The following is a 23,852-nucleotide window of genomic DNA, read 5'->3' on the forward strand; positions in this document are numbered from 1 at the left end:
TGAAAAGCGATGACCGGGAAAAGTAGACAGTATGAAACCGACAGGAAATCGGCGCCTTGACTGAAAGCGCAGATCGGCAAAACACTGTTGAAGTTCACCCCGCGAGCTGCCGCTTGGACCAGTGCAAACTGTAAAGGCGTGCCGGTAGAGGGCCGTTATCCCAAATGAAGTGATTATGCATACTGCATAATAATCAGGGTGGTACCGCGAACTCGTCCTCGTCCCTTTTTGGGGGCGGGGTTTTTTATTTTGAAAGGAGAATGACAATGGAACAGCAATTGCAGCAATTGAAAGAAGAAGCGTTGACGAAAATCCAGGAAGCAACGACTGTCAAGGAATTGAATGACGTCCGTGTCGCTTACCTCGGAAAGAAAGGTCCCATTACCGACTTATTAAAAGGGATGGGCAAACTGCCTGCTGAAGAGCGGCCTAAAATGGGAGCTCTCGTCAACGTCGTCCGTGAAGCCGTAACGGAATCACTGGAAGCGAAAATGACGAAGCTTGAAGAAGAAGCGATCAATGCGCAACTGGAAAAGGAAGCGATCGATGTCACGTTGCCTGGCCGTCCCGCTCCGACTGGAAACCATCACCCGTTGACGCGTGTTGTTGAAGAGATCGAAGACTTCTTCATTAGCATGGGTTATGAAATCGCTGAAGGACCGGAAGTGGAAAAGGATTATTATAACTTTGAAGCGCTGAACTTGCCGAAAGGGCATCCAGCGCGTGATATGCAGGATTCCTTCTATATTTCCGAAGAGGTCCTTCTCCGCACACATACGTCGCCGGTCCAAGCGAGAACGATGGAAGCTAAAGGCGGAAGTGCAATCAAAATCATCTGCCCGGGCAAAGTGTACCGTAGAGATAACGACGATGCGACACACTCCCACCAGTTCACACAAATCGAAGGGCTCGTTGTCGGGGAAGATATCCGCATGAGCGATCTGAAAGGGACGCTTGACCTATTCGCGAAGAAAATGTTCGGAGCTGACCGTGAAATCCGTTTGCGCCCTAGCTTCTTCCCGTTCACAGAACCGTCCGTTGAAATGGATATCTCATGCTTCAAGTGTGGCGGGGACGGCTGTAATGTATGCAAGAAGACAGGTTGGATTGAGATTTTGGGAGCAGGTATGGTTCATCCAAACGTGCTGAAGATGGCAGGCTACGACCCATCCGTCGTAACTGGATTTGCATTCGGCATGGGGCCTGAGCGGATTGCGATGCTGAAATATGGAGTGGAAGATATCCGTCATTTCTATACGAATGACGTTCGTTTCATATCACAATTCCATCGGACGGAAGCTTAAGGAGGAGATTGCATGTTAGTATCAACGAAATGGCTAAATGAGTACGTCAATATAAACGGGATCAATCCTGCAGACTTAGCAGAAAGAATAACACGTTCAGGCATCGAGGTGGATTCCATCATCGACCGTTCGCAAGGAATGACGAATATCGTCGTCGGACATGTGGTGGAGTGTGTGAAACATCCTGAAGCGGATAAATTGAACATTTGCCAAGTCGACGTTGGGGAAGAGACGACACAGATCATTTGTGGCGCACCGAATGTCGCGGCAGGACAAAAAGTGATCGTTGCGCGCCCTGGAGCAGTTCTTCCAGGCGGCATGAAAATTAAAAAAGCGAAACTGCGCGGCGAGGAATCAAACGGCATGATCTGTTCTTTGCAGGAGCTTGGAATTGAAGGGAAACTCGTTCCGAAAGCTTATGCAGAAGGTATCTATGTATTGCCTCAAGACGTATTGCCGGGTGAAAATGCACTGCCATTGCTTGGCTTGGACGATACAGTGCTTGAATTCGACTTGACGCCGAACCGCTCGGATGCGCTAAGCATGTTAGGCGTTGCTTATGAAGTAAGCGCGATTTTATCACAAGGAATTGCCTTGCCGAAAATTGATTATCCTACAGCGACTGAAAAAGCGGAAGACATGCTGAAGCTCCGCGTGGATGCGAACGCAGATAATCCGATGTATGTAGCGAAAGTCGTGAAGAATATCAAGGTGGCAGAGTCGCCATTATGGCTCCAAAATGCTTTGATGGCAGCAGGCGTACGTCCTCATAATAATGTTGTTGACATTACGAATTATGTCTTGATGGAATACGGCCAACCGTTGCATGCATTCGACTATGACCGTCTTGAAACGGGTGAAATCGTCGTCCGCCATGCCGAAGAGGGCGAAATGATGACGACATTGGATGATGCTGAACGGAAATTGAACTCGCATAATCTTGTCATTACGAATGGCAAAGAGCCTGTTGCACTAGCTGGCGTCATGGGTGGAGCGAATTCCGAAGTCCACGATGGAACAACGACTGTCGTCATTGAATCCGCTTATTTCGCTCCTTCATCCGTTCGTCGCACTTCCAAGGAAGTCGGATTGCGAAGCGATGCAAGCACACGCTTTGAAAAAGGCGTCGACCCGAATCGCGTTCAGGAAGCTGCAGAACGCGCTGCGCAGCTCATGGCTGAACTCGCTGGCGGGGAAGTCCTTGCGGGATCTGTCATCTTTGACGAACTAGATAAAACGGCTGAACGCATCACAGTTTCACCTGACTATATCAATAGCCGCCTCGGCATGAAAATATCGATGGATGAAATGCTTACCATTTTGGAACGCCTGCGCATTCCTACACAAGCGATCAATGGCCAGCTTGTCATCGATGCGCCGACACGGAGGCAGGATTTGAAGATCCGGGAGGACATTATCGAGGAAATCGCACGTATGCATGGATACGAAGAAATTCCGAAAACACTTCCTGTATCCGAATCGACACCTGGCGGATTGACGCCATACCAGGCGAAGCGCCGGATTGTCCGCCAGTTCCTTGAAGGTGCGGGACTGTATCAGGCAGTCACGTATTCATTGACATCAAAGGAGCAGGCACAGGCATTTGCGTTGGAAACAGCTCAGGTGACGGAATTGCTGATGCCGATGAGCGAAGATCGGAGCATCCTCCGTCAAAGCTTGATTCCGCATCTTTTAGAGGCGGCTACGTACAACGTCGCACGCCGAATCGATTCAGTCGCGCTTTACGAAACAGGCTCAGTTTTCCTAGGGGAAGAAGAGGACGGCCTTCCGCGTGAAGTGGAGCATGTGGCAGCTGTATTGACAGGCAAGTGGGTCGATCACCCGTGGCAAGCGGAAACGAAGAAGGTTGATTTCTTCGTCGTGAAGGGAATCGTAGAAGGCATGATGGATCTTCTCGGTCTGCTTGACGGCTTGTCGTTTAAAAAAGCTGTTGTTGACGGCATGCATCCAGGACGTACAGCAAATGTTCTCTTGAACGGAGAGCGCATTGGCTTGATTGGTCAAATTCATCCGACCGAGCAGAAAAAACGCGATCTAAAAGAGACGTATGTGATGGAATTAAATTTGAAAGCGATCCTATCTGTTGAAACGGATGAGCTGCTATATATGCCTGTTCCACGTTACCCATCCATTTCAAGGGATATTGCGCTGGTCGTTGCAAGCGAAACATCCGCTGGGACATTGGAATCAATCATCAAACAGGCGGGTGGCAAACTGTTGAAAGATGTGAAGCTATTCGATTTATATGAAGGGGACAATGTTGAAGAAGGCAAGAAATCACTCGCTTTCTCATTGACTTATTTTGACCCTGAACGTACGTTGACAGACGAAGAAGTCGTCAAAGCTCATGAAAAAGTATTGAATGCTTTAACTGCAGAAGCAGATGCACAGCTTCGCGGATAAAATGAAAGACCGCATATGGGGAATGGATCTCCATAAGCGGTCTTTTTTCTTATCTTTTCTTTGCTGCAATCTTTTTCGCCTTCTCTGCATTGGCAAAATGCCATTTCGTCATTGATTTCAAAGTGGCTTCACCATTTTTCAATAAAATCTTCGCCGCCGCTTCATCCACGATCTTTCCTGCACCCTTAGGAAGCGTGACGCCGGCAATCGCACTCAATCGATCCATCTCCTCCAAAAATGCTACCCTCGCAATAATGGACGCTGCGGCAACAGCTACATGCAAGCCTTCCGCTTTTGTCGAGAACAACACATTTTCCCGAACGATTTCCGGCTCGCTTTTAATATGATTATAATAAATCCCCCGTTCAGCAAACTGGTCGATCAAAATATAATCGGGCTTCTCCCCATTCATTTTTCGCAACACATGTTTCAGAGCCTGGTTATGGAGCAATGCCTTAATCTTACCTTGCGACCAACCCTTTGCCTGCACCTCATTATACTTCTCGTTCGTCAACGTAAGGACGCTATGAATGAGCGTTGCTTGCAAATCAGGGGCGATCTTCCGCATCAAATCATCATTCAACTGCTTGGAATCCTTTACTCCTAACTCACGGACCAATTCAATCTGTTCGGCTTTCACGAAACAAGCAGCGACCGTAACCGGACCAAAGAAATCACCCGTACCCGTTTCATCTGACCCAAGAACGGACAACTCGGAAAAACGATCGGGTAATGTTTCGCCTTTCACATTCGGCTGTTTAGCTAATGGCTGTCCATCAGCGCTTCCCCACAATGCAGCCTCACGAAATGCTCCTCCGCCTTGGAATAGAACCTTGCCGGATTTATATGCCGTAATTGCTGCATCCGGCAACTTGGCCGCAAAAACAACACCCGGCGCATTTCGCACCACCTTAAAGGAAGCATAATGTAACATCAGCTTTTCCATTTTCACTTTATCCAATAAAAGCACACTTTGGCTCATACACTTCGTCCTTTCCCAAAACTATCTTTTCATATTGTACAATAATTCGGAGTGACTGTAAGTTATTCCATCGCCTTCTCTTTTCATCTAAAACGATTTCATGGTATGATTGATTACATAGTTTTTACTTGCTTCAGCTTTTGGCTGAAGCAGTAAAAGCCTCCGGCGGATGTCACGGATTTTGAAAGGAATTAATTGCGCAAGCGCAATTCAAAATCCGGACGCAATTACGCCGAGGCGTAATTGATTTAGGGAGGTTTCATCATTGGCAGACGAGCAAAAGACGCGCGTTGCGGTTGACATATATGGACAGACGTATACGATTGTCGGCAGTGAATCGAGCAGTCACGTCAAGCTCGTCGCATCTATGGTCGATGAAAGAATGAGGGAGATCAGCGCACGCAACCCTTATTTGGACAGTTCCAAAATCGCTGTCCTCACCGCTGTAAATAGTGTGCATGATTATTTGAAACTGAAAGAACGCATTGAGCTACTTGAAGAAGAATTGAATAAGTTGAAGGGTTGACGGTCGTATATGCTAGATTTAATACTAATATTCCTCTTCTTGGGAGGATTGATCACCGGATTTAGACGGGGCCTTATCGTACAGCTAATACATATGACAGGCTTCATTATCGCACTTATTGTTGCTTACATATACTACATACCGTTATCCGAGAAGTTCGTCTTATGGATTCCATATCCTGGAGTGACGGCAGCATCCAAATTGAGCTGGACAGTTGAACAGCTTGACTTGGATCAGACGTTTTACAGAATGCTGGCGTTTGTCATCATTTTCATCGTAGTCAAATTTGTATTGCAGCTGATTGCATCCATGTTTGATTTCCTGAAATACCTGCCAGTATTAGGCTTCCTTTCCCGTTTCGGAGGAGCTATTTTAGGATTAATCGAGTTTTATATTCTCATATTCCTGCTACTCTATCTGATGGCCATGCTGCCGCTTGATTTCATTCAGGAAATGATTGGCAAATCGTTATTGGCGGACGCGATATTCAAACATACACCGATCATTTCGGAAATGGTGAAAAATTGGTGGTATATATATACGAAGTGATGTATTGCAGCCCTTACAAAAACGCAGGCTGTTCTATACGGACTATCTGTACGGCTTCCCCCCTGGTTGGAGGGAAGCCTTTTTTCAAGAACGATACGGAAAATGGAGGAGTGGTTATTCATGAACAAGAAAACGATCATTCGTACATTTGAAAAAATCGCTTTATATATGGAGTTGTTAGGTGAAAATCCATTTAAAGTTGGGGCATTCCGGAAAGCGGCGAATGTGCTTGAACTCGATCCGCGGAGCCTTTCGGAGATGGATGATATATTGAAATTAAAAGGGATCGGAAAAGGGACAGGCGCTGTCATCACCGATTTGATGGAAAAGGGCGAATCCGACTTATTGAAGGAGCTCGAAGAAGAAGTTCCAAAAGGACTCATTCCATTATTGAAAGTTCCCGGACTTGGCGGCAAAAGAATTGCCAAGCTTAGAGAAGCGCTCGGCATTGATTCGATCGAGTCGCTGCGCGCCGCTTGTGAATCGAATAAAGTGAGTGTCATTCCTGGCTTTGGAAAAAAGACCGAGGAGAAAATATTGCATGAACTCGAACAGCTCGGTACCCGGAAAGGGAAACTGCCTGTTTGGCAAGTGGAATCGATTGTCAAAGCAATCGAGGAAGAACTGCGTGGTATTAAGGAAATCACTCGTTTTTCAGTAGCGGGCAGTTTCCGCCGGGCAGAGGAAAAGAGCAGCGATGTCGACTTCATCATCGTTACGGATGAACCTTCGACCGTTCGGGAAAAGCTGATGGAAGTGTTGCCGATCGAGGAAACTGTTGCTGCCGGCGATTCCAAACTCTCGGTCGTTCTAGATATGGCCGAATTAATCGATGCGGATTTCCGCTTTGTGACCGAAGACCAATTTGCGACCGCTTTGCACCATTTCACAGGTTCGAAAGACCATAATGTGAAGATGCGTCAACTTGCCAAATCCAAAGGGATGAAAATAAGCGAATACGGCGTTGAATTGGAAGATGGAACGGTCAAGACGTTTGAATCGGAAGCCGATTTCTTCGCCTTCTTCGATCTGCCGTTCATTCCGCCTTCCATGCGTAAAGATGGTACGGAAATTGATCGTGCACAAGAAATCGCAGACGTTGTGACGTTCGAGGATATCCGAGGCGATTTCCATATGCATACGACATGGTCGGACGGCGGCTATTCAATCCGGGAAATGGTCGAAGCATGCAGGGAGCGTGGCTATTCACATATGGTCATTACCGATCATACGCAATATTTGCGGGTGGCAAATGGATTGACGCCGGATCGGGTCCGAAGCCAAATTGAAGAAATCCGGAAATTGAATGAGGAATACGACGATATTGAAATTTTTTGCGGGACCGAGATGGATATCCTGCCTGATGGCACTCTCGATTTTGATGATGACTTATTACAGGAGCTGGATTTTGTCATCGCATCCATCCATTCAAATTTCAACCAGTCGCAGGAGAAGATCATGAAAAGGCTCCATGCGGCGATGAAAAATCCGTACGTTTCGATGATCGCCCATCCTACCGGCCGGATCATCGGTCAGAGGGACGGTTACAATCCAGACGTGCCTCAATTGATAGAATGGGCGAAGAAGTACGATAAAATCCTTGAGCTGAACGGTAATCCGCATCGCTTTGATTTAGCCGTCGAATATTTGGAAATGGCGCAGGAAGCGGGCGTTAAAATTGCTGTCAACACTGATGCGCATGCAATCGATCAATTGGATCATATGGAAATTGGTGTGAAGTATGCACAAAAAGCGTGGTTGAAGAAAGAGACGGTCGTGAATACGTGGCCGCTTGAACAATTCATCCGGGAAGTCATACGAAAATGAAAGGAAGTGTAAGGCATTGGAGAACCGTGTCTTAAAAACACTTGAATTTGATAAAATCCGGGATATCGTGGCAACTCATTGCACGTCATCCGCGGGGCGGACATATATGGAAAAACTCGTTCCGGTAAGCGATTTTCAAGAAGTTGTCCGATTGCTGGAAGAGACGGACGAAGGGCTTGCCATTTTGAGGGTGCGGGGGAATGTGCCGATGGGCGGCATCAGCGACATACGCCCCCATGCAAAACGCGCGCAAATCGGCGGAGTACTCAGCGCATATGAATTGATGGAAACCGCGAATACGATCCGTGCGAGCAGAATTCTAAGGCAGTTCATCGAAGCGGTCGATGAAGATGAAGACATCGAAATTCCGCATTTTTTAGCTAAGAAAGAGGCTTTGCCGATCCTGACGGGACTTGAGCATGAAATCAATGCTGCCATAGACGAAAACGGACATGTTGTAGATAGCGCTTCGGGCACGCTTCGTTCAATCCGTCAAAGCTTGCGCATCCAGGAAGGCCGTGTCCGGGAAAAGCTCGAAAGTTATACACGAGGAAGAAATGCATCGAAAATGCTCTCCGATTCCATTGTAACAATCCGAAATGACAGATACGTCATTCCTGTAAAGTCGGAATACAGATCCCACTTCGGCGGGGTCATCCATGATATGTCGTCATCCGGTCAAACGTTGTTCATCGAGCCGGATGGTGTCGTGCAGGCGAATAATGAGATCCGCAATTTGAAGATGAAAGAGAAGGATGAAATTGAAAAGATTTTGCAGGAGCTATCCGTGAAAGTCCAAGAAGTGGCCCATGATCTTTTTGTGCTTGTCGATATTTTATCTGAAATCGATATCATCCTAGCCAAATCAAAATATGGGATTGCACATAAATGCACAAAACCTGAAGTGAATAATGAAGGATATATCCGCCTGGCGAAAGCGCGCCATCCATTGCTGCCGATCGAACAGGCAGTTGCCAACACGATTGAATTCGGCAAAGATATTACAACGATTGTCATTACAGGTCCGAACACAGGAGGGAAGACCGTCACATTGAAGACGGTTGGTCTATGCACATTGATGGCCCAAGCCGGACTTCCGATTCCTGCATTGGACGGGTCGGAAATTGCCGTCTTCGACTCCGTATATGCAGATATAGGCGATGAACAGTCCATCGAGCAAAGCCTTAGTACATTCTCATCCCATATGGTGAACATCGTCGATATTCTGAAGAAATTCGATTCCCGTTCGCTGCTCATTTTCGACGAACTCGGCTCAGGGACCGATCCGCAAGAAGGAGCGGCACTTGCCATATCCATCTTGGATGAAGTGCATGGAACTGGGGCGAGAGTGATGGCGACGACCCACTATCCGGAATTGAAGGCGTATGGCTATAACCGTCCGGGTGTAGCAAATGCCAGTGTTGAGTTTGATATTGATACGCTGAGCCCGACGTATCGATTGTTAATAGGAGTGCCAGGCAGAAGTAATGCGTTTGAAATTTCCAGGCGGCTCGGCCTAAATGAGCATATCATCAAAAGGGCGAAGAAGTTCACGGGGACGGATCGCGGCGAAGTCGATTCGATGATTGCCTCTTTGGAATCGAGCAGGGTTCAATCCGAAAAGGACGCCGAGCAGACACATGCCTTGCTCATTGAAACGGAGAAGCTGAAACGTGAATTGGAGACGAAAGTTTCCGAGTTTGAAGACATGAAAGAAAAACTGATTGAAAATGCAAAAGAGAAAGCGAAAAAGATTGTGGACAACGCCCGTGTCGAATCGGAAGCGGTCATTTCCGATTTGCGCGCCTTGCGATTGAACGCGGGAGCGAATGTAAAAGAGCATGAATTGATTGAAGCACGTAAACGATTGGAAGGGGCAGCCCCGGAAGAAAAGAAGAAAAAAATTAAGGCGAAGGCGGCTCCAAGACCTTTGGAAGTCGGTGATGAAGTGAAGGTCGTCACATATGGACAGAAAGGCACGCTTATCGAAAAGGTGTCTGCGAAAGAATGGATCGTCCAAATCGGCATCTTGAAAATGAAGCTTGATGAATCCGTACTGGAATACACGAAGCCTGAAAAAGTGAAAGACACTGTCGTCTCGGCATCCGTCAGAGGAAGGGATTCGTATGTCAAACTGGAACTCGACCTCCGAGGAGAACGATACGAAGATGCCTTGCACCGTACGGAAAAGTACTTGGATGATGCATTGCTTTCCAATTATCATCAAGTGTCAATCATCCACGGTAAAGGGACAGGTGCATTGCGACAAGGGGTTCAAACCTATTTGAAGAACCATCCGCGTGTTAAAAGCTTCCGTTATGGGGAAGCGGGTGAAGGCGGCCACGGAGTGACGGTCGTCGAGTTGAAATAAAAACATGAAAAAATGAAACTTTCCCTGTTCCTATTCGTAAAGGTTAGGATGAATGAATTTCAAAGGAGCAAACAAATGACGGAAACTGGTTTTTGGAGCCATCCCCTTGTAGAAACTACAGGCTATTTCAGTGTTGTAGTCCTATGCCTCATCTTTTCGATGGTGCTATTTGAGCTTGTGACGAAGTATAACAACTGGGAAGAAATCCGCAAAGGGAATGTGGCGGTCGCCATGGCGACAGGAGGGAAAATATTCGGAGTGGCGAATATTTTCCGCTATTCGATCGAGCAGCATAATTCGTTGCCCCAAATGATCGGATGGGGGTTGTTCGGTTTTTTCCTGCTTGTTGTCGCTTACCTCCTTTTCGAGTTCCTGACACCTAAATTCCACATCGATAAGGAAATCGAAGAGGACAACCGCTCTGTCGGTTTTATCTCGCTGACAATATCCGTTGGATTGTCATTTGTCATCGGTGCCAGCATTTCATAGGAGAATTGATATGGAAAAACTGTCCAAGATTTTAATTGTCGTCTGTATACTTTTCGTTTTAGTAGGAATGTATTGGATGTTCACGAATACGCCTTGACTGAAATTTACCGGTCAAGGCATTTTTTCACTGTAAAAATCGTATTCTATTGAAAGCGGATTCATTTATCGATATAATAATTTAAGAGGGAATTTTCTAAGTATTGGAATGGGAAAAGGGGGGGTTACAATGACAGATAGACCTTGGTTGGATATGTATCCACCGGAAATACCGAAGACGATCGATTATGATCGGATTCCGCTTCAAGAATTCCTGACACGGTCAGGGAACAAATTCCCTGAGAAAACGGCAATGCATTTCATGGGAAAGGATATTAGCTACAAAGAGTTCCATGAATCGGCATTGAAGTTTGCCAACTATTTGCGGACGCTAGGCATCGAAAAAGGGGACCGGGTCGCAATCATGCTTCCGAACTGTCCTCAAAGCGCAATCGCCTATTATGGCATCCTGTATATCGGTGGAATCGTCGTCCAGACGAACCCGCTGTATACAGAGAGGGAATTGACCTATCAGATGGCGGATTCAGGCGCCAAGGCGATCATTTCGCTTGATCTTCTGTTCGGACGGATTACGAAGATCATTAAGGAAACAAAGTTGGAACATGTCATCATAACAGGTATAAAAGATTACTTGCCATTTCCGAAAAACCTAATTTATCCATTCATCCAGAAAAAAGAGCATGGCATTATCGTGAAAGTGGAACACCGGGGCATGAACCATCTTTTTACCGAAATAATGAAAATCGCAAAACCGGATCCGGTATCCTATGACTTCAATTTCGATGAGGACATTGCATTGCTTCAATATACCGGAGGGACGACGGGGCCGCCGAAAGGAGTCATGCTGACACATGCCAATCTGATCAGCAACGCCCAGATGTGCAATGCATGGCTGTATAAATGCGAGGACGGCGAAGAGACCGTCATGGGAATCCTGCCATTCTTCCATGTATACGGAATGACGACGGTGCTTGTTTTATCCGTGATGTCAGGTAATAAAATGGTGCTAATACCGAAGTTCGACTTCGATACTGCATTGAAGGCAATCGATAAACAGAAGCCAACGCTGTTTCCTGGCGCCCCAACAATCTATATCGGATTGCTGAATCACCCTGATCTAGCGAAATATGACCTTTCTTCCATCAAAGCATGTATAAGCGGGTCGGCTGCATTGCCTGTCGAACTACAGGAGAGATTCGAAAAGGTGACTGGCGGAAAGCTTGTGGAAGGGTATGGCTTGACGGAAACGTCGCCTGTCGCCATCGCGAATTTCGTATGGGAGAAAAGACGGGTGAAAGGATCTATCGGTGTTCCTTGGCCAGACACGGATGCTTGCATTTTAGGTCCCGAATCTTCAGAGCCGCTGCCGAATGGGGAAGTCGGAGAAATCGCGGTGAAAGGTCCTCAAGTAATGAAAGGCTATTGGAACCGTCCGGAAGAGACTGCAGAAACTTTTCGTGATGGATGGCTATTGACCGGGGATTTAGGGTATATGGATGATGAAGGCCATTTCTACGTGGTCGACAGGAAGAAGGATATGATCATCGCGAGCGGCTTCAATATTTATCCGCGTGAAATAGAAGAAGTCCTATACGAGCATGACGCAATACAAGAATGTGTCGTCGCAGGAGTTCCGGATCCATATCGCGGAGAAACGGTAAAGGCTTATATTGTATTAAAAGAAGGGAAATCGGTGACAGAAGAAGAATTGAATACGTATTGCCGAGAGCATTTGGCATCGTTCAAAGTGCCGCGTCAATACGAATTCAGGAAAGAGCTGCCGAAGACAGCTGTTGGAAAAATATTGCGGAGATCCCTCATCGACGAGGAGAAAAAGAAGATGGAACAGGAATTGCAAACTTCCTGACGAAAGACTTGACGACAATCAAATAAACGATTAATATGAAAATATGAATGAACCATCATTCATATTTTCTTTTTTGGTGGTGAAATAGTGAAACGTGATAAACCGAAATATAAACAGATAGTGGATGCAGCCGTCATCGTTATTGCCGAAAACGGGTATCATCAGGCGCAAGTCTCGAAAATCGCCAAAGAAGCGGGCGTTGCGGACGGAACGATCTATCTTTATTTCAAAAATAAAGAGGATATCCTTATTTCCGTATTCCGGGAAAAGATGGGCGTCTTCGTTGATAACGTAAAAGAGATTTTGAAGAAAGAAATCTCTGCGACGGAAATGCTAGCCAGGATGATTGAAAACCATTTCAGTTTGCTCAATGGCGACCGCCACCTAGCCATTGTAACCCAGTTGGAACTACGGCAATCAAACAAAGAGCTTCGGAACAGGATCAATGAAGTATTGAAGGAGTATTTGACTTTGCTCGATACCATTTTAAAAGAAGGGATCGAAAAAGGCGAATTTGACAAGCAAATCGATATTCGGTTGGCACGTCAAATGGTGTTCGGAACGATAGACGAAACAATCACCTCCTGGGTGATGAATGATCAAAAGTACGATTTGATGAAATTGGCACCAGAAGTCCATCGCTTAATCTTGAATGGAATGAAAGCCTGAACCCATACGATGAATGAGTGGTGCAATAGGCATTTCGGAAAGGGTGGAGAAGAAGTGGAGTTTTTGAAAATCGCTATTGAAGACGGAGTTGCGACGATCGCAATTAACAGACCGCCTGCCAATGCATTATCAAGCGGTCTTATCCGAGAGGTTGATCAAATGCTGGACAAAGTGGAAAATGATGATTCCGTAAGGGTCATCGTTCTTCACGGAGAAGGGAAGTTCTTTTCGGCAGGCGCCGATATTAAAGAATTCACGACGGTTACGTCCGGCGAACAATTTTCGCAGCTTGCATCCGCGGGACAGGAAGTGTTCGAACGGATGGAAAGCTTCAAAAAGCCAATCATTGCCGCGATTCACGGTGCAGCGCTTGGCGGCGGCCTGGAATTGGCGATGGGCTGCCATATTCGATTCGTTACAGAGAGGGCTAAGCTTGGTTTGCCGGAATTGCAATTGGGGCTCATTCCCGGTTTTGCGGGCACGCAACGCTTGCCGCGGTATGTCGGGATGGCAAAGGCAGCTGAAATGCTGTTGACTAGCGACCCGATCACGGGCGTTGAGGCGGTCAGCTGGGGTCTCGCCAATCGCGCATTTCCGGAGGAGGAACTGCTTCCGAAGACGATGGAAATCGCGAAGAAAATCGCAAAGAAAAGCCCGATTGCCATGAAAGCTGCTCTTCGCATGCTCCAATATACGAAAACAGACTCGTTCTATGAAGGTGTGAAGGCCGAGGCCGATTCATTCGGTGAAGTTTTCGTCTCGGAGGATGCAAAAGAGGGCATCCAAGCATTCATTGAAAAAAGGGAACCACAATTCAAAGGGAATTAAAATAGCCAGGGAGGTCTGCAATATGAACATTTATGCATTGGTGAAACGGACATTTGACACGGAGGAGAGAATCGCTGTATCGAACGGTAAAATCGTTGAAGACGGCGCTGAATTCATCATCAATCCTTACGACGAATATGCAATTGAAGAGGCGATCCAAGTACGTGACGAACACGGCGGTGAAGTGACAGTCATCACGATCGGCGACGAAGAAGCTGAAAAACAGCTTCGTACCGCGTTGGCAATGGGAGCTGACAAGGCTGTCCTAATCAATACTGAAGACGACCTTGATGAGATGGACGAGTTCACAGCTGCTAAAATCATTGCAGAATACTTGAAAGACAAGGATGCTGATTTAATCCTTGCAGGGAACGTAGCAATCGATGGGGGTTCCGGCCAAGTCGGACCGCGTGTTGCAGAACTGCTAGGCATCAATTATGTCACGACAATTACAAACCTTGAAATCGACGGCACTTCCGTGAAAATCATCCGCGATGTCGAAGGGGATTCTGAAACGATTGAAACTTCGTTGCCATTACTGGTCACGGCACAACAAGGTTTGAACGAACCTCGCTACCCTTCTTTACCAGGAATCATGAAAGCGAAGAAAAAGCCGCTTGATGAGCTGGAATTGGATGATCTAGATCTTGACGAAGATGATGTGGAAGCGAAGACGGAAACGATTGAAATCTATCTTCCTCCACAAAAAGCGGCAGGGCGTGTCCTTGAAGGCGACTTGTCCGATCAGGTGAAAGAGCTTGTAGATCTTCTGAATAAAGAAGCGAAAGTGCTTTGATTGATTTTTCATATTGTAATGGGAGGGACTCTATATGTCTAAAAAAGTAGTAGTACTTGGTGAAGCTCGTGAAGGTGCATTACGTAACGTTTCATTCGAAGCGATTGCAGCTGCTAAAAAGGTAGCCGGCGGCGGGGAAATCGTCGGCTTGCTATTTGGCGATTCAGTTCAAACATTAGGGGAAGAAATGATCAAATACGGTGCGGACCGTGTCGTTACAGTGGAGCACCCGCATTTGAAACATTATACATCAGACGGCTTCGGCCAAGCGTTCATGGCTGTCTATGAGCAGGAGAAACCGGAAGCCATCGTCTTCGGCCACACTGCATTAGGGAAAGATTTGTCTCCGAAGATTGCTAGTAAACTAGCATCAGGACTGATTTCCGATGTGACGTCCATCGAAGGGGAAGGCGATGATGCTGTATTCATCCGCCCAATCTACTCCGGTAAGGCATTTGAAAAAGTGAAAAACAAAGACGGCCTTCTATTCATTTCGGTCCGTCCGAACAATATCGAACCGCTCGCAAAAGACGACAGCCGTTCTGGCGACGTTTCATCCGTTTCCGTTGACATTGCAAACTTGCGCTCGGTCATCAGCGAAGTCGTCCGCAAGTCGACAGAAGGTGTCGATCTATCGGAAGCGAAAGTCGTTGTCGCTGGCGGCCGTGGTGTGAAGAGTGCAGAAGGCTTCGCACCACTTGAAGAATTGGCTCAATTGCTTGGCGGTGCAGTCGGTGCATCCCGTGGAGCATGTGACGCTGACTACTGCGACTATTCCTTGCAAATCGGACAGACGGGTAAGGTTGTAACACCTGACCTGTATATTGCAGCAGGAATTTCAGGAGCAATCCAGCATATGGCTGGAATGTCCAACTCAAAAGTGATCGTCGCCATCAACAAAGATCCTGAAGCAAACATCTTCAAAGTGGCAGACTACGGCATTGTCGGAGACCTATTCGAAGTCATCCCGATGATGATCGAAGAAATCAAGAAAATCAAAACAAACTAAGATTACTAGGATCCTGTTGATTCAGGAGCCTCAGACTGTAGACAAACACCAAGAATTTGGTGTTGCCTACGGTCTTTTTTCTTTAAAAATAGAGATAAAGCTAACAATGTTGATTTCCGCGGGCACAGCTTCAGCCGCTTCCCTCGCTGCGCTCAGTCCAGGGTCTTCAGCTCGTGCTGTTCCCGCTGGAGTCGCCGCTCTCCTCTCCAATCAACGGTGTTTCCTATTAAATGAATGCGCTGTTGGATATGATGACGAAGAATCAAAATCAAATCAATGAATGCGAACTGTTGGAAATGCTGCCCATTGAATAACCAACGTAAAAGGCATAAAGATTAAATAAATTGATAATTTTGAAGGGTGCAAGAGAATTTGTGGTAAAATAAAATGGAAGTGGCTTTCGACGAGTCTGTACAGCAATCGGGCCAGATTGGTGAATAGCGAAATTTATATATAGTTCATATTAAGATGATAACCTTTATGTATGTAGCTGATTAAAAAGAAAAGAGTGAAGGGAAAGTATGGATAAGGACATAACATTTACAACTGGAAACATAACATCTAAAGACGGGACCAGAATTGGTTATCGGCAACTTGGTCGTGGCCCAAGTCTAATTCTTGTGCACGGCGGATTGCAGGCCGCACAAAATTTAATGTTGCTGGCAAAGGAGCTGTCAGATGAATTTACGGTTTACATACCGGATCGTAGAGGTCGTGGGATAAGTGGATTGCCGGGTGAAAACTACGGCATCCAAAAGGAAAGCGAAGATCTCAATGCCCTTCTCGTCAAAACCGGTGCACGCTATTTATTCGGGCTTAGTTCGGGAGCTTTGATTTCATTATATGCGGCCTGCCATTTATCACAAATCCGGAAACTAGCTCTTTTTGAACCTGTCCTTTCGATTAACAATTCAGTGCCATCTAAGTTCGTAACCCGCTATGAGAAGGAGATTTCCAAGGGTAAATTAAGCTCTGCATTCATTACAGTTATAAAGGGACTCCGGATGTCTCCAGTACTAAACATGGTGCCACGGTTCATATTGCAACCAGTATTTAGCTTGGCTCTGCGAATGGATAACAAAAATGATGAAAATGACTTGCCTTTGAAAGAAATTATTCCTACCTTTCATTATGATAATTTGTTGGTCAGAGAACTTGAGAATTCTTTAGAGTATTTCTCCAATGTGCACGCAAATGTACTTCTAATGAATGGAAGTAAGAGCCCAAAATATTTAAAAATGCCTTGTTGGGAATTATTGAAGGTCATACCGCGGTCTAGTTCTATTGAATTCCCTGGTTTAGACCATTTGGGGCCTGATAATACTGGAAAACCTTCCATCGTTGCAAAGGAATTACGCTATTTCTTTAATGGGCCAGACCCTTCGATAATGTAATCATTTCAAATTTTATAAACGTATCGGTGAGCCATAATATAATAATCTTTTTTGGAAAAACACCACCACATCCTCATTAGTGTTGGCAATACTACTAAACCATTGTAAGGTCTTGTGGAATCAATTTGAAAAAGTAATCATTTACATTCAAGACTATATGAAGTAAACATTCTAAATTTTTGTTTCTACTGGATGATGTTCCGCAATTGGGCGCGATTGTGGAGCAAAATAATTAAAGGGGTGGCAATCGCCGCCTCTTTTTAATTGGGTCAATGCAATCCCTGTAGTGAGCAATGAAAAAGGGGTCTTATTTTCCCCGTTTCAGGTTAGTTGCACTTGCCGTTGATTGAAGCGTAAGGCGGCGACTCCTGGGGGATTAGCGGACAGGTGAGACCCCGCAGTGTCGCGCAGCGACCGAGGAGGCTCACCGCCCGCCCCCCGGAAAGCGTCCGCCTGAAGCGAAAATCAACATTAGAAGCAGATGTTTCGCTCGGCTATATTCGACATGCTATAATGCAATCATAGTTGGATTTACTAAAGGAGGAAATACTTAAATGGCTATTGTTCATGCAACTGACCAAGACTTTAAAGAACAAACAAAAGACGGTCTCGTACTCGTTGACTTCTGGGCAACATGGTGCGGACCTTGTAAAATGATCGCTCCAGTATTGGAGGAGCTTGACGGCGACCTTAACGGAAAAGCGAAAATTGTTAAAGTCGACGTTGACGAAAACCAAGCAACTGCTGGAGAATTCGGCATCATGTCCATCCCGACACTTGTCCTTTTCAAAGACGGGGAAATCGTAGACAAAGTTGTCGGTTTCCAACCGAAAGAACAACTTGCTGAATTGATCGAAAAACACGCGTAATGCATTACTTAAAACCGGGAACCTTCATAGGAACCCGGTTTTTTGGTAGGTGAGAAAGATGAATGAACGAATAGAACATAAACTATCCTTGCTGCCTGACTTGCCTGGCTGCTATTTAATGAAAGACCGCCAAGGCACAATCATCTACGTCGGCAAGGCAAAAATATTGAAAAACAGGGTCCGCAGCTATTTCACCGGATCCCATGACGCGAAAACACAGCGCCTCGTCGGAGAAATCGAGGACTTTGAATATATCGTTACATCTTCTGATATCGAGGCGCTCATCCTCGAGCTGAACCTTATCAAACAGTATGACCCGAAATACAATATCATGCTGAAAGACGACAAGACGTACCCCTATTTGAAAATCACCTCGGAGCGGCATCCAAAATTGATTGTAACTAGACAGCTGAAAAAGGATAAAGGAAAGTATTTCGGTCCGTATCCGAATGCCACAGCGGCCCATGAAACGAAAAAACTGCTGGACCGGTTATATCCATATCGGAAATGCCATCAGCTGCCGGATCGGGTTTGTCTATATTATCATTTAGGTCAATGCCTCGCGCCTTGCGTGAATGAAATCAAGCAAGAGACATATAAGGAGATGGTGGATGATATTAGCCGTTTCCTGAATGGCGGATATAAGAGCGTTAAAAAAGAGCTGACCGAAAAAATGGCGGCAGCCGCTGAAAATCTCGAGTTCGAGCGGGCGAAGGAATATCGGGACCAAATTGCCAATATCGAGGCCGTCATGGAGAAGCAAACGATGATGATGAACGACTTCACCGACCGAGACGTCTTTGGATATGCAGTTGAAAAGGGATGGATGTGCGTCCAAGTCTTTTTTGTCCGCCAAGGCAAATTGATAGAAAGGGATGTTTCCATTTTTCCTTTATATCAGGACCCCGAGGAAGAAATGCTGACGTTCATCGGTCAATTTTACGGAAAGACCGGTCATCTTCTGCCGAAGGAAATACTGCTGCCGGAAGGGATCGACCAAGAGATCGTTCAGCAACTACTCGATGTCAACGTCTTTATTCCGCAACGCGGGAAGAAAAAAGATCTCGTGAAGTTATCGAGCAAAAATGCGGCAATCTCCTTGCGCGAAAAATTCCAGCTCATAGAACGCCAGGAACAGAGGACAATCGGGGCTTGCGAGGATCTTGGAGCAGCAATGCGAATCTCGACCCCGCTTCGGATTGAAGCGTTTGATAACTCCCATACCGGGGGCGTCGATCCGGTATCCGCGATGGTTTCATTCATTGACGGAAAACCGAATCGTAAAGATTATCGGAAATACAAAACGAGGACCGCGGCTGCCCATGACGACTATGGAGCGATGCGCGAGGTGATCAGAAGACGGTACATCCGGGTATTGAGGGACCAACTGCCACTGCCGGATCTGATCATCATTGATGGGGGTAAAGGGCAGATGGAAATCGCCCGCGAAGTGATTGAAGATGAGCTCGGTTTATCCATACCGATTGCGGGACTCGCCAAAGACGACAAGCATCAGACTGCACAATTGCTATATGGGAATCCGGTGGAAGTCGTCCCATTGAAACGCACGAGCGAGGCATTTTACCTGCTGCAGCGGATACAGGACGAAGTGCACCGGTTCGTCATTACATTCCATAGGCAACGCAGGGATTCCAATTCATTGACTTCTGTTTTGGATGGATTGCCGGGAGTCGGTCCAAAGCGGAAACAGCAATTATTAAAGCATTTCGGCTCAATCAAGAAGATACGGGAGGCATCGGTTTCGGAGTTGAACGAAGCGGGACTTCCGATGAAGGTTGCCGAAACGGTGATGGAGTATTTCAAAGAGGAGAAATGAAAAAAGGGCTCGAATCGATTTCTGATGAGCCCCTTTTCATTATCTAGCAAACATATTTCTTACTGATTGCTAGCAAACAATTTATACTTTTGTCTTCAAGTCCCATTTTACAAGAAAGCGCACCTGTTTCTCTTTCAGCATTTTTTCTCCATAGCATTCTGTAAGAAAGCCATTCAGCTTTTGGAATTGTTCCGCAATGAAACCGGCTTCAAGAGTATAGGATCTGTTTTCCAGCAATGTAGCGTCGCTTTGCTCTAGAATGAACAAAGCTTCATCCTTTGCGGTTTTGCCTTCCTGAGGTATAAGGGAACCCCACCCGGCTTCCCGAAAGAAATCCGGTAGCTCATCGATTGAGAATATAGGAAACTTCCTAGCTATGTCTTTCCCGGACCAATAAAGGATTTCATCTACATGTTTGCCCAATATGTTTGGAAGTACATGGTCTCTTATGATTTCGTATCCTAATCGTGTCGGAGTTTCATATGTTTGTTTATCCAACGATTATTCAGTCCTTTCGGGTGAATCGGGTCATGGATTGAACTTTTTGATAATGGTCTTCAAAAAGCCTACATCACCTTGACCTCCTCAAAAGTGAGGAGTACAATGAACATGTTATCATATTGTACCATTAAGAGGCATGCCGTCAACGTCCATCATTTGTACAAACAGTGACGACGATACTCGGACATATCTCTTAAAAAGGGAGGGTAAAAGACTTGTCGAGAGAATCAGATTTTTACTTGCGCCGACTTCATTCATTGCTCGGAGTCATTCCGGTTGGGTTGTTCGTAACTCAACACTTGGTCGTTAACCATTTTGCAACGCGCGGTGAAGAAGCATTCAATAACGCTTCCAATTTCATGGGGAACTTACCGTTCGTCCTGTTTTTGGAATGGTTCATTATCTATATTCCGTTAATGTTCCATGCGTTTTATGGTGTGTACATAGCTTTCACTGCAAAAAACAATGTTCAGCGCTACGGGACATTCCGCAACTGGATGTTCATGTTGCAACGTGTAACAGGTGTTTTCCTTGTCGTTTTCATTGCTTGGCATATTTATGAAACGAGAATTCAAAAAGCACTTGGCGCAGAGGTGAACTTCGATATGATGGCTGACATCCTGTCGAATCCGTTCATGCTCGTGTTTTATATCGTAGGTGTCCTATCCGCGACATTCCACTTGGCAAATGGCCTTTGGTCGTTCGCAGTGACGTGGGGGATTGCCCAATCACCACGCTCACAAAAAATTGTTTCTTACATTACAATCGTAGCATTCTTAGTTCTTTCCGTAATAGGTATGCAAGCTCTATTGGCATTTGCCTAATACAATCACGTTCATTGAATTACAAGTACATGTAAAAATTTGAGGAGTGAAACAATAATGGCAAAAGGCAGATTGATTGTCGTCGGTGGCGGACTAGCCGGCTTGATGGCAACTATCAAAGCTGCGGAAGAAGGGGTCGGGGTAGACCTGTTCTCACTCGTTCCGGTAAAACGTTCCCACTCCGTTTGTGCGCAAGGCGGCATCAACGGCGCAGTGAATACAAAAGGTGAAGGAGACTCTCCGGCGATCCACTTTGACGACACTGTATATGGCGGGGACTTCCTTGCGAATCAACCGCCAGTCAAAGCAATGGCTGAGGCTGCTCCTGGGATCATCCACTTGATGGACCGGATGGGCGTCATGTTCAACCGCACACCTGAAGGATTATTGGATTTCCGTCGTTTCGGCGGTACGTTGCATCACCGTACAGCTTTTGCTGGCGCTACCACAGGCCAACAACTTCTATATGCATTGGACGAGCAAGTTCGCCGTCATGAGGTGGCGGGTCTTGTTCAGAAGTACGAGCACTGGGAATTCCTCGGAATCATCATGGATGAAGAGGGCATTTGCCGGGGCATCAAAGCACAAAACATGCAGTCTATGGAAATTAAAGCATTCCCTGGAGACGCGGTCATTATGGCGACTGGCGGACCTGGAATCATCTTCGGTAAATCGACAAACTCGGTAATCAATACAGGTTCCGCAGCTTCGATAGTTTATCAGCAAGGGGCAAAATACGCGAATGGTGAATTCATCCAAATTCATCCAACTGCTATCCCTGGCGATGACAAACTTCGTCTCATGAGTGAATCTGCTCGTGGTGAAGGCGGCCGTATTTGGACGTACAAAGACGGTAAGCCATGGTACTTCCTTGAAGAAAAATATCCGGATTACGGAAACTTGGTACCACGTGACATCGCGACACGTGAGATTTTTGATGTCTGTGTCAATCAGAAATTGGGCATCAACGGAGAAAACATGGTCTATCTTGACCTTTCCCATAAAGATCCGAAAGAGCTTGATATCAAACTGGGCGGCATCATTGAAATCTATGAGAAATTCACTGGCGATGATCCACGTAAATTGCCGATGAAAATCTTCCCTGCAGTCCACTATTCGATGGGCGGCCTTTGGGTCGATTACGAGCAGCATACGAACATCCCTGGTCTGTTTGCAGCAGGTGAATGTGATTACTCCCAGCACGGAGCGAACCGCCTTGGGGCCAACTCCCTTCTATCTGCCATCTATGGCGGAATGGTTGCTGGTCCAGAGGCAGTCAAGTATATGCGCGGCGTAAAACGCACTGCAGACGAGCTTCCTTCATCATTGTTCGATGCTGCAATCAAAGACGAACAGCAAAAATGGGATGCTACGTTGAAGATGGATGGCACCGAAAATGCATATATTCTGCATAGGGAACTCGGAGAAATCATGACGGATAACGTAACGGTTGTTCGTTATAACGATAAATTGCAAGAAACGGACAACAAAATTCAAGAGCTACTTGAACGTTATGAAAACATCAATATTGTGGATACACAACAATGGTCCAACCAAGGCGCTACCTTCACTCGTCAGTTGAAAAACATGCTTTACTTGGCACGCGTCATCACTTTGGGAGCTTTGAACCGTAATGAGAGCCGTGGTGCACATTACAAACCGGAATTCCCGAACCGTGACGATGAAAACTTCTTGAAAACGACCATCGCAGAATTCGACGGAAAATCTGCGCCGATCCTTTCTTATGAAGAAGTGGATGTATCCTTGATTCCGCCGCGTAAACGTGACTATTCAGCGAAGAAAGGAGATTGACATAAGTGACTGAGCAAACAACTGCTGTCCTTGAACAGCAAACTGCAGGTAAAACGGTCAAATTTGAAATTCAGCGACAAGATACTCCTGATTCAAAACCATATTGGGAAAGCTTTGAAATCCCGTACCGACCGAATATGAACGTCATTTCCGCTCTTATGGAGATCCGTCGTAACCCGGTGAATGCCGAAGGGAAGAAAACGACGCCAGTCAACTGGGACATGAACTGTCTTGAGGAAGTTTGTGGCGCATGTTCAATGGTGATCAATGGACGCCCTCGCCAATCTTGTACGGCTTTAGTTGACCAGTTGACACAACCGATCAAACTGGAGCCGATGAGAACATTCCCGGTTGTCCGTGACTTGGTTGTAGACCGTGAATTCATGTTTGATTCCCTCAAACGAATCAAAGCTTGGATCCCGATCGACGGAACATACGATTTGGGCGAAGGTCCTCGTATGCCTGAACGTAAACGCCAATGGGCGTATGAACTGTCTAAATGTATGACATGTGGTGTTTGTCTGGAAGCATGTCCGAACGTGAATGACAAATCCAATTTCATCGGACCGGCATTATTGTCTCAAGTCCGTCTTTTCAACTCGCATCCTACAGGAGCAATGAACAAAGACGAGCGTCTTGCAACAATCATGTCCGATGGAGGAATCGGTGAATGCGGTAACTCGCAAAACTGTGTCGTCGCATGTCCGAAAGGCATTCCGTTGACAACATCCATCGCTGCGATGAACCGCGCAACGACAGTACAAATGTTCAAAAACTTCTTCGGAAGCGACCATATGGTTGACTGATAATAACTTTTTAAAGGAACTGTCCCGAAAGTCATAAAATGACTTTCGGTGACGGTTCTTTTTTTGTAATCAAGATGCGTAGCGCCCAAAGAGGCCGGTCCTGCGCCCAAA

The 23,852-nt window shown here is 46.1% G+C and carries 20 protein-coding genes and 1 other annotated feature; of the genes, 18 read left to right on the forward strand and 2 right to left on the reverse strand.

The window, feature by feature from the left end; all coding sequences use genetic code 11:
• Positions 1-229, forward strand: a binding site (T-box leader).
• Positions 230-266: 37 nt separating this feature from the next.
• Together pheS and pheT are read left to right on the forward strand one after the other, a co-directional pair.
• Positions 267-1,304 carry a phenylalanine--tRNA ligase subunit alpha gene (gene pheS / locus ACFPTP_RS11695; protein WP_381445069.1) on the forward strand — a complete coding sequence of 346 codons (1,038 nt, stop codon included), beginning with the start codon at positions 267-269 and terminating at the stop codon, positions 1,302-1,304.
• A 12-nt stretch (positions 1,305-1,316) separates the two neighbouring features.
• On the forward strand, positions 1,317-3,728 hold the full coding sequence (gene pheT / locus ACFPTP_RS11700; protein WP_381445071.1) for a phenylalanine--tRNA ligase subunit beta: 2,412 nt from the start codon (positions 1,317-1,319) through the stop codon (positions 3,726-3,728).
• Positions 3,729-3,777: 49 nt separating this feature from the next.
• Here the strand turns inward: pheT and rnhC are convergent, their stop codons facing one another.
• Entirely contained in the window at positions 3,778-4,710 is a 933-nt protein-coding gene (gene rnhC / locus ACFPTP_RS11705; RefSeq protein ID WP_381445073.1) for a ribonuclease HIII, read from the reverse strand.
• Positions 4,711-4,975: 265 nt separating this feature from the next.
• On the opposite strand from rnhC, the gene zapA reads away from it, so the two are divergent.
• The 13 genes from zapA to uvrC all read left to right on the forward strand — a co-directional run bounded on the left by zapA (position 4,976) and on the right by uvrC (position 19,798).
• Positions 4,976-5,236, forward strand: a complete 261-nt coding sequence (zapA, locus tag ACFPTP_RS11710; RefSeq protein ID WP_381445076.1) for a cell division protein ZapA — start codon at positions 4,976-4,978, stop codon at positions 5,234-5,236.
• A gap of 9 nt (positions 5,237-5,245) precedes the next feature.
• Positions 5,246-5,785 (forward strand): CvpA family protein, encoded by a 540-nt coding sequence (locus ACFPTP_RS11715; RefSeq protein ID WP_381445078.1) that lies wholly within the window; start codon positions 5,246-5,248, stop codon positions 5,783-5,785.
• Between the two features lie 120 nt (positions 5,786-5,905).
• Positions 5,906-7,612, forward strand: a complete 1,707-nt coding sequence (gene polX / locus ACFPTP_RS11720; RefSeq protein ID WP_381445080.1) for a DNA polymerase/3'-5' exonuclease PolX — start codon at positions 5,906-5,908, stop codon at positions 7,610-7,612.
• A 16-nt stretch (positions 7,613-7,628) separates the two neighbouring features.
• Positions 7,629-9,983 carry an endonuclease MutS2 gene (locus ACFPTP_RS11725; RefSeq protein ID WP_381445082.1) on the forward strand — a complete coding sequence of 785 codons (2,355 nt, stop codon included), beginning with the start codon at positions 7,629-7,631 and terminating at the stop codon, positions 9,981-9,983.
• Positions 9,984-10,058: 75 nt separating this feature from the next.
• The gene (locus ACFPTP_RS11730; protein ID WP_381445084.1) at positions 10,059-10,472 is read left to right on the forward strand and encodes a DUF350 domain-containing protein; all 414 of its coding nucleotides are present in this window, start codon (positions 10,059-10,061) and stop codon (positions 10,470-10,472) included.
• A gap of 226 nt (positions 10,473-10,698) precedes the next feature.
• Positions 10,699-12,396: a long-chain-fatty-acid--CoA ligase gene (locus ACFPTP_RS11735; protein ID WP_381445086.1), complete on the forward strand. Its 1,698-nt coding sequence runs from the start codon at positions 10,699-10,701 to the stop codon at positions 12,394-12,396.
• 87 nt (positions 12,397-12,483) lie between these two features.
• Positions 12,484-13,065 (forward strand): TetR/AcrR family transcriptional regulator, encoded by a 582-nt coding sequence (locus tag ACFPTP_RS11740; RefSeq protein WP_381445088.1) that lies wholly within the window; start codon positions 12,484-12,486, stop codon positions 13,063-13,065.
• A 54-nt stretch (positions 13,066-13,119) separates the two neighbouring features.
• Positions 13,120-13,893 (forward strand): enoyl-CoA hydratase, encoded by a 774-nt coding sequence (locus ACFPTP_RS11745; RefSeq protein WP_381445090.1) that lies wholly within the window; start codon positions 13,120-13,122, stop codon positions 13,891-13,893.
• A gap of 22 nt (positions 13,894-13,915) precedes the next feature.
• Positions 13,916-14,689: an electron transfer flavoprotein subunit beta/FixA family protein gene (locus ACFPTP_RS11750; protein WP_381445092.1), complete on the forward strand. Its 774-nt coding sequence runs from the start codon at positions 13,916-13,918 to the stop codon at positions 14,687-14,689.
• A 34-nt stretch (positions 14,690-14,723) separates the two neighbouring features.
• The gene (locus ACFPTP_RS11755; RefSeq protein ID WP_381445094.1) at positions 14,724-15,698 is read left to right on the forward strand and encodes an electron transfer flavoprotein subunit alpha/FixB family protein; all 975 of its coding nucleotides are present in this window, start codon (positions 14,724-14,726) and stop codon (positions 15,696-15,698) included.
• Positions 15,699-16,219: 521 nt separating this feature from the next.
• The gene (locus ACFPTP_RS11760) at positions 16,220-17,092 is read left to right on the forward strand and encodes an alpha/beta hydrolase (RefSeq protein ID WP_381445096.1); all 873 of its coding nucleotides are present in this window, start codon (positions 16,220-16,222) and stop codon (positions 17,090-17,092) included.
• Positions 17,093-17,646: 554 nt separating this feature from the next.
• Positions 17,647-17,961, forward strand: coding sequence for a thioredoxin (gene trxA, locus ACFPTP_RS11765; RefSeq protein WP_381445098.1), 315 nt, complete (start codon positions 17,647-17,649; stop codon positions 17,959-17,961).
• A 58-nt stretch (positions 17,962-18,019) separates the two neighbouring features.
• Complete coding sequence (gene uvrC, locus ACFPTP_RS11770) at positions 18,020-19,798, forward strand: excinuclease ABC subunit UvrC (protein WP_381445100.1); 1,779 nt, start codon at positions 18,020-18,022, stop codon at positions 19,796-19,798.
• 81 nt (positions 19,799-19,879) lie between these two features.
• On the opposite strand, the gene ACFPTP_RS11775 is transcribed toward uvrC, so the two are convergent.
• Positions 19,880-20,296 (reverse strand): DUF2507 domain-containing protein, encoded by a 417-nt coding sequence (locus ACFPTP_RS11775; RefSeq protein ID WP_381445102.1) that lies wholly within the window; start codon positions 20,294-20,296, stop codon positions 19,880-19,882.
• Between the two features lie 218 nt (positions 20,297-20,514).
• On the opposite strand from ACFPTP_RS11775, the gene ACFPTP_RS11780 reads away from it, so the two are divergent.
• From ACFPTP_RS11780 to sdhB, 3 genes are read left to right on the forward strand one after another with little or no spacing between them, the layout of a single operon-like run.
• Positions 20,515-21,123 carry a succinate dehydrogenase cytochrome b558 subunit gene (locus tag ACFPTP_RS11780; protein ID WP_381445104.1) on the forward strand — a complete coding sequence of 203 codons (609 nt, stop codon included), beginning with the start codon at positions 20,515-20,517 and terminating at the stop codon, positions 21,121-21,123.
• Between the two features lie 57 nt (positions 21,124-21,180).
• Entirely contained in the window at positions 21,181-22,935 is a 1,755-nt protein-coding gene (gene sdhA, locus ACFPTP_RS11785) for a succinate dehydrogenase flavoprotein subunit (RefSeq protein WP_381445106.1), read from the forward strand.
• Between the two features lie 5 nt (positions 22,936-22,940).
• On the forward strand, positions 22,941-23,741 hold the full coding sequence (sdhB, locus tag ACFPTP_RS11790) for a succinate dehydrogenase iron-sulfur subunit (protein ID WP_381445108.1): 801 nt from the start codon (positions 22,941-22,943) through the stop codon (positions 23,739-23,741).
• The last annotated feature ends 111 nt before the right edge of the window (positions 23,742-23,852 follow it).

It is taken from the genome of Sporosarcina koreensis (assembly GCF_042655825.1).
Classification (GTDB): Bacteria; Bacillota; Bacilli; order Bacillales_A; family Planococcaceae; genus Sporosarcina; species Sporosarcina koreensis.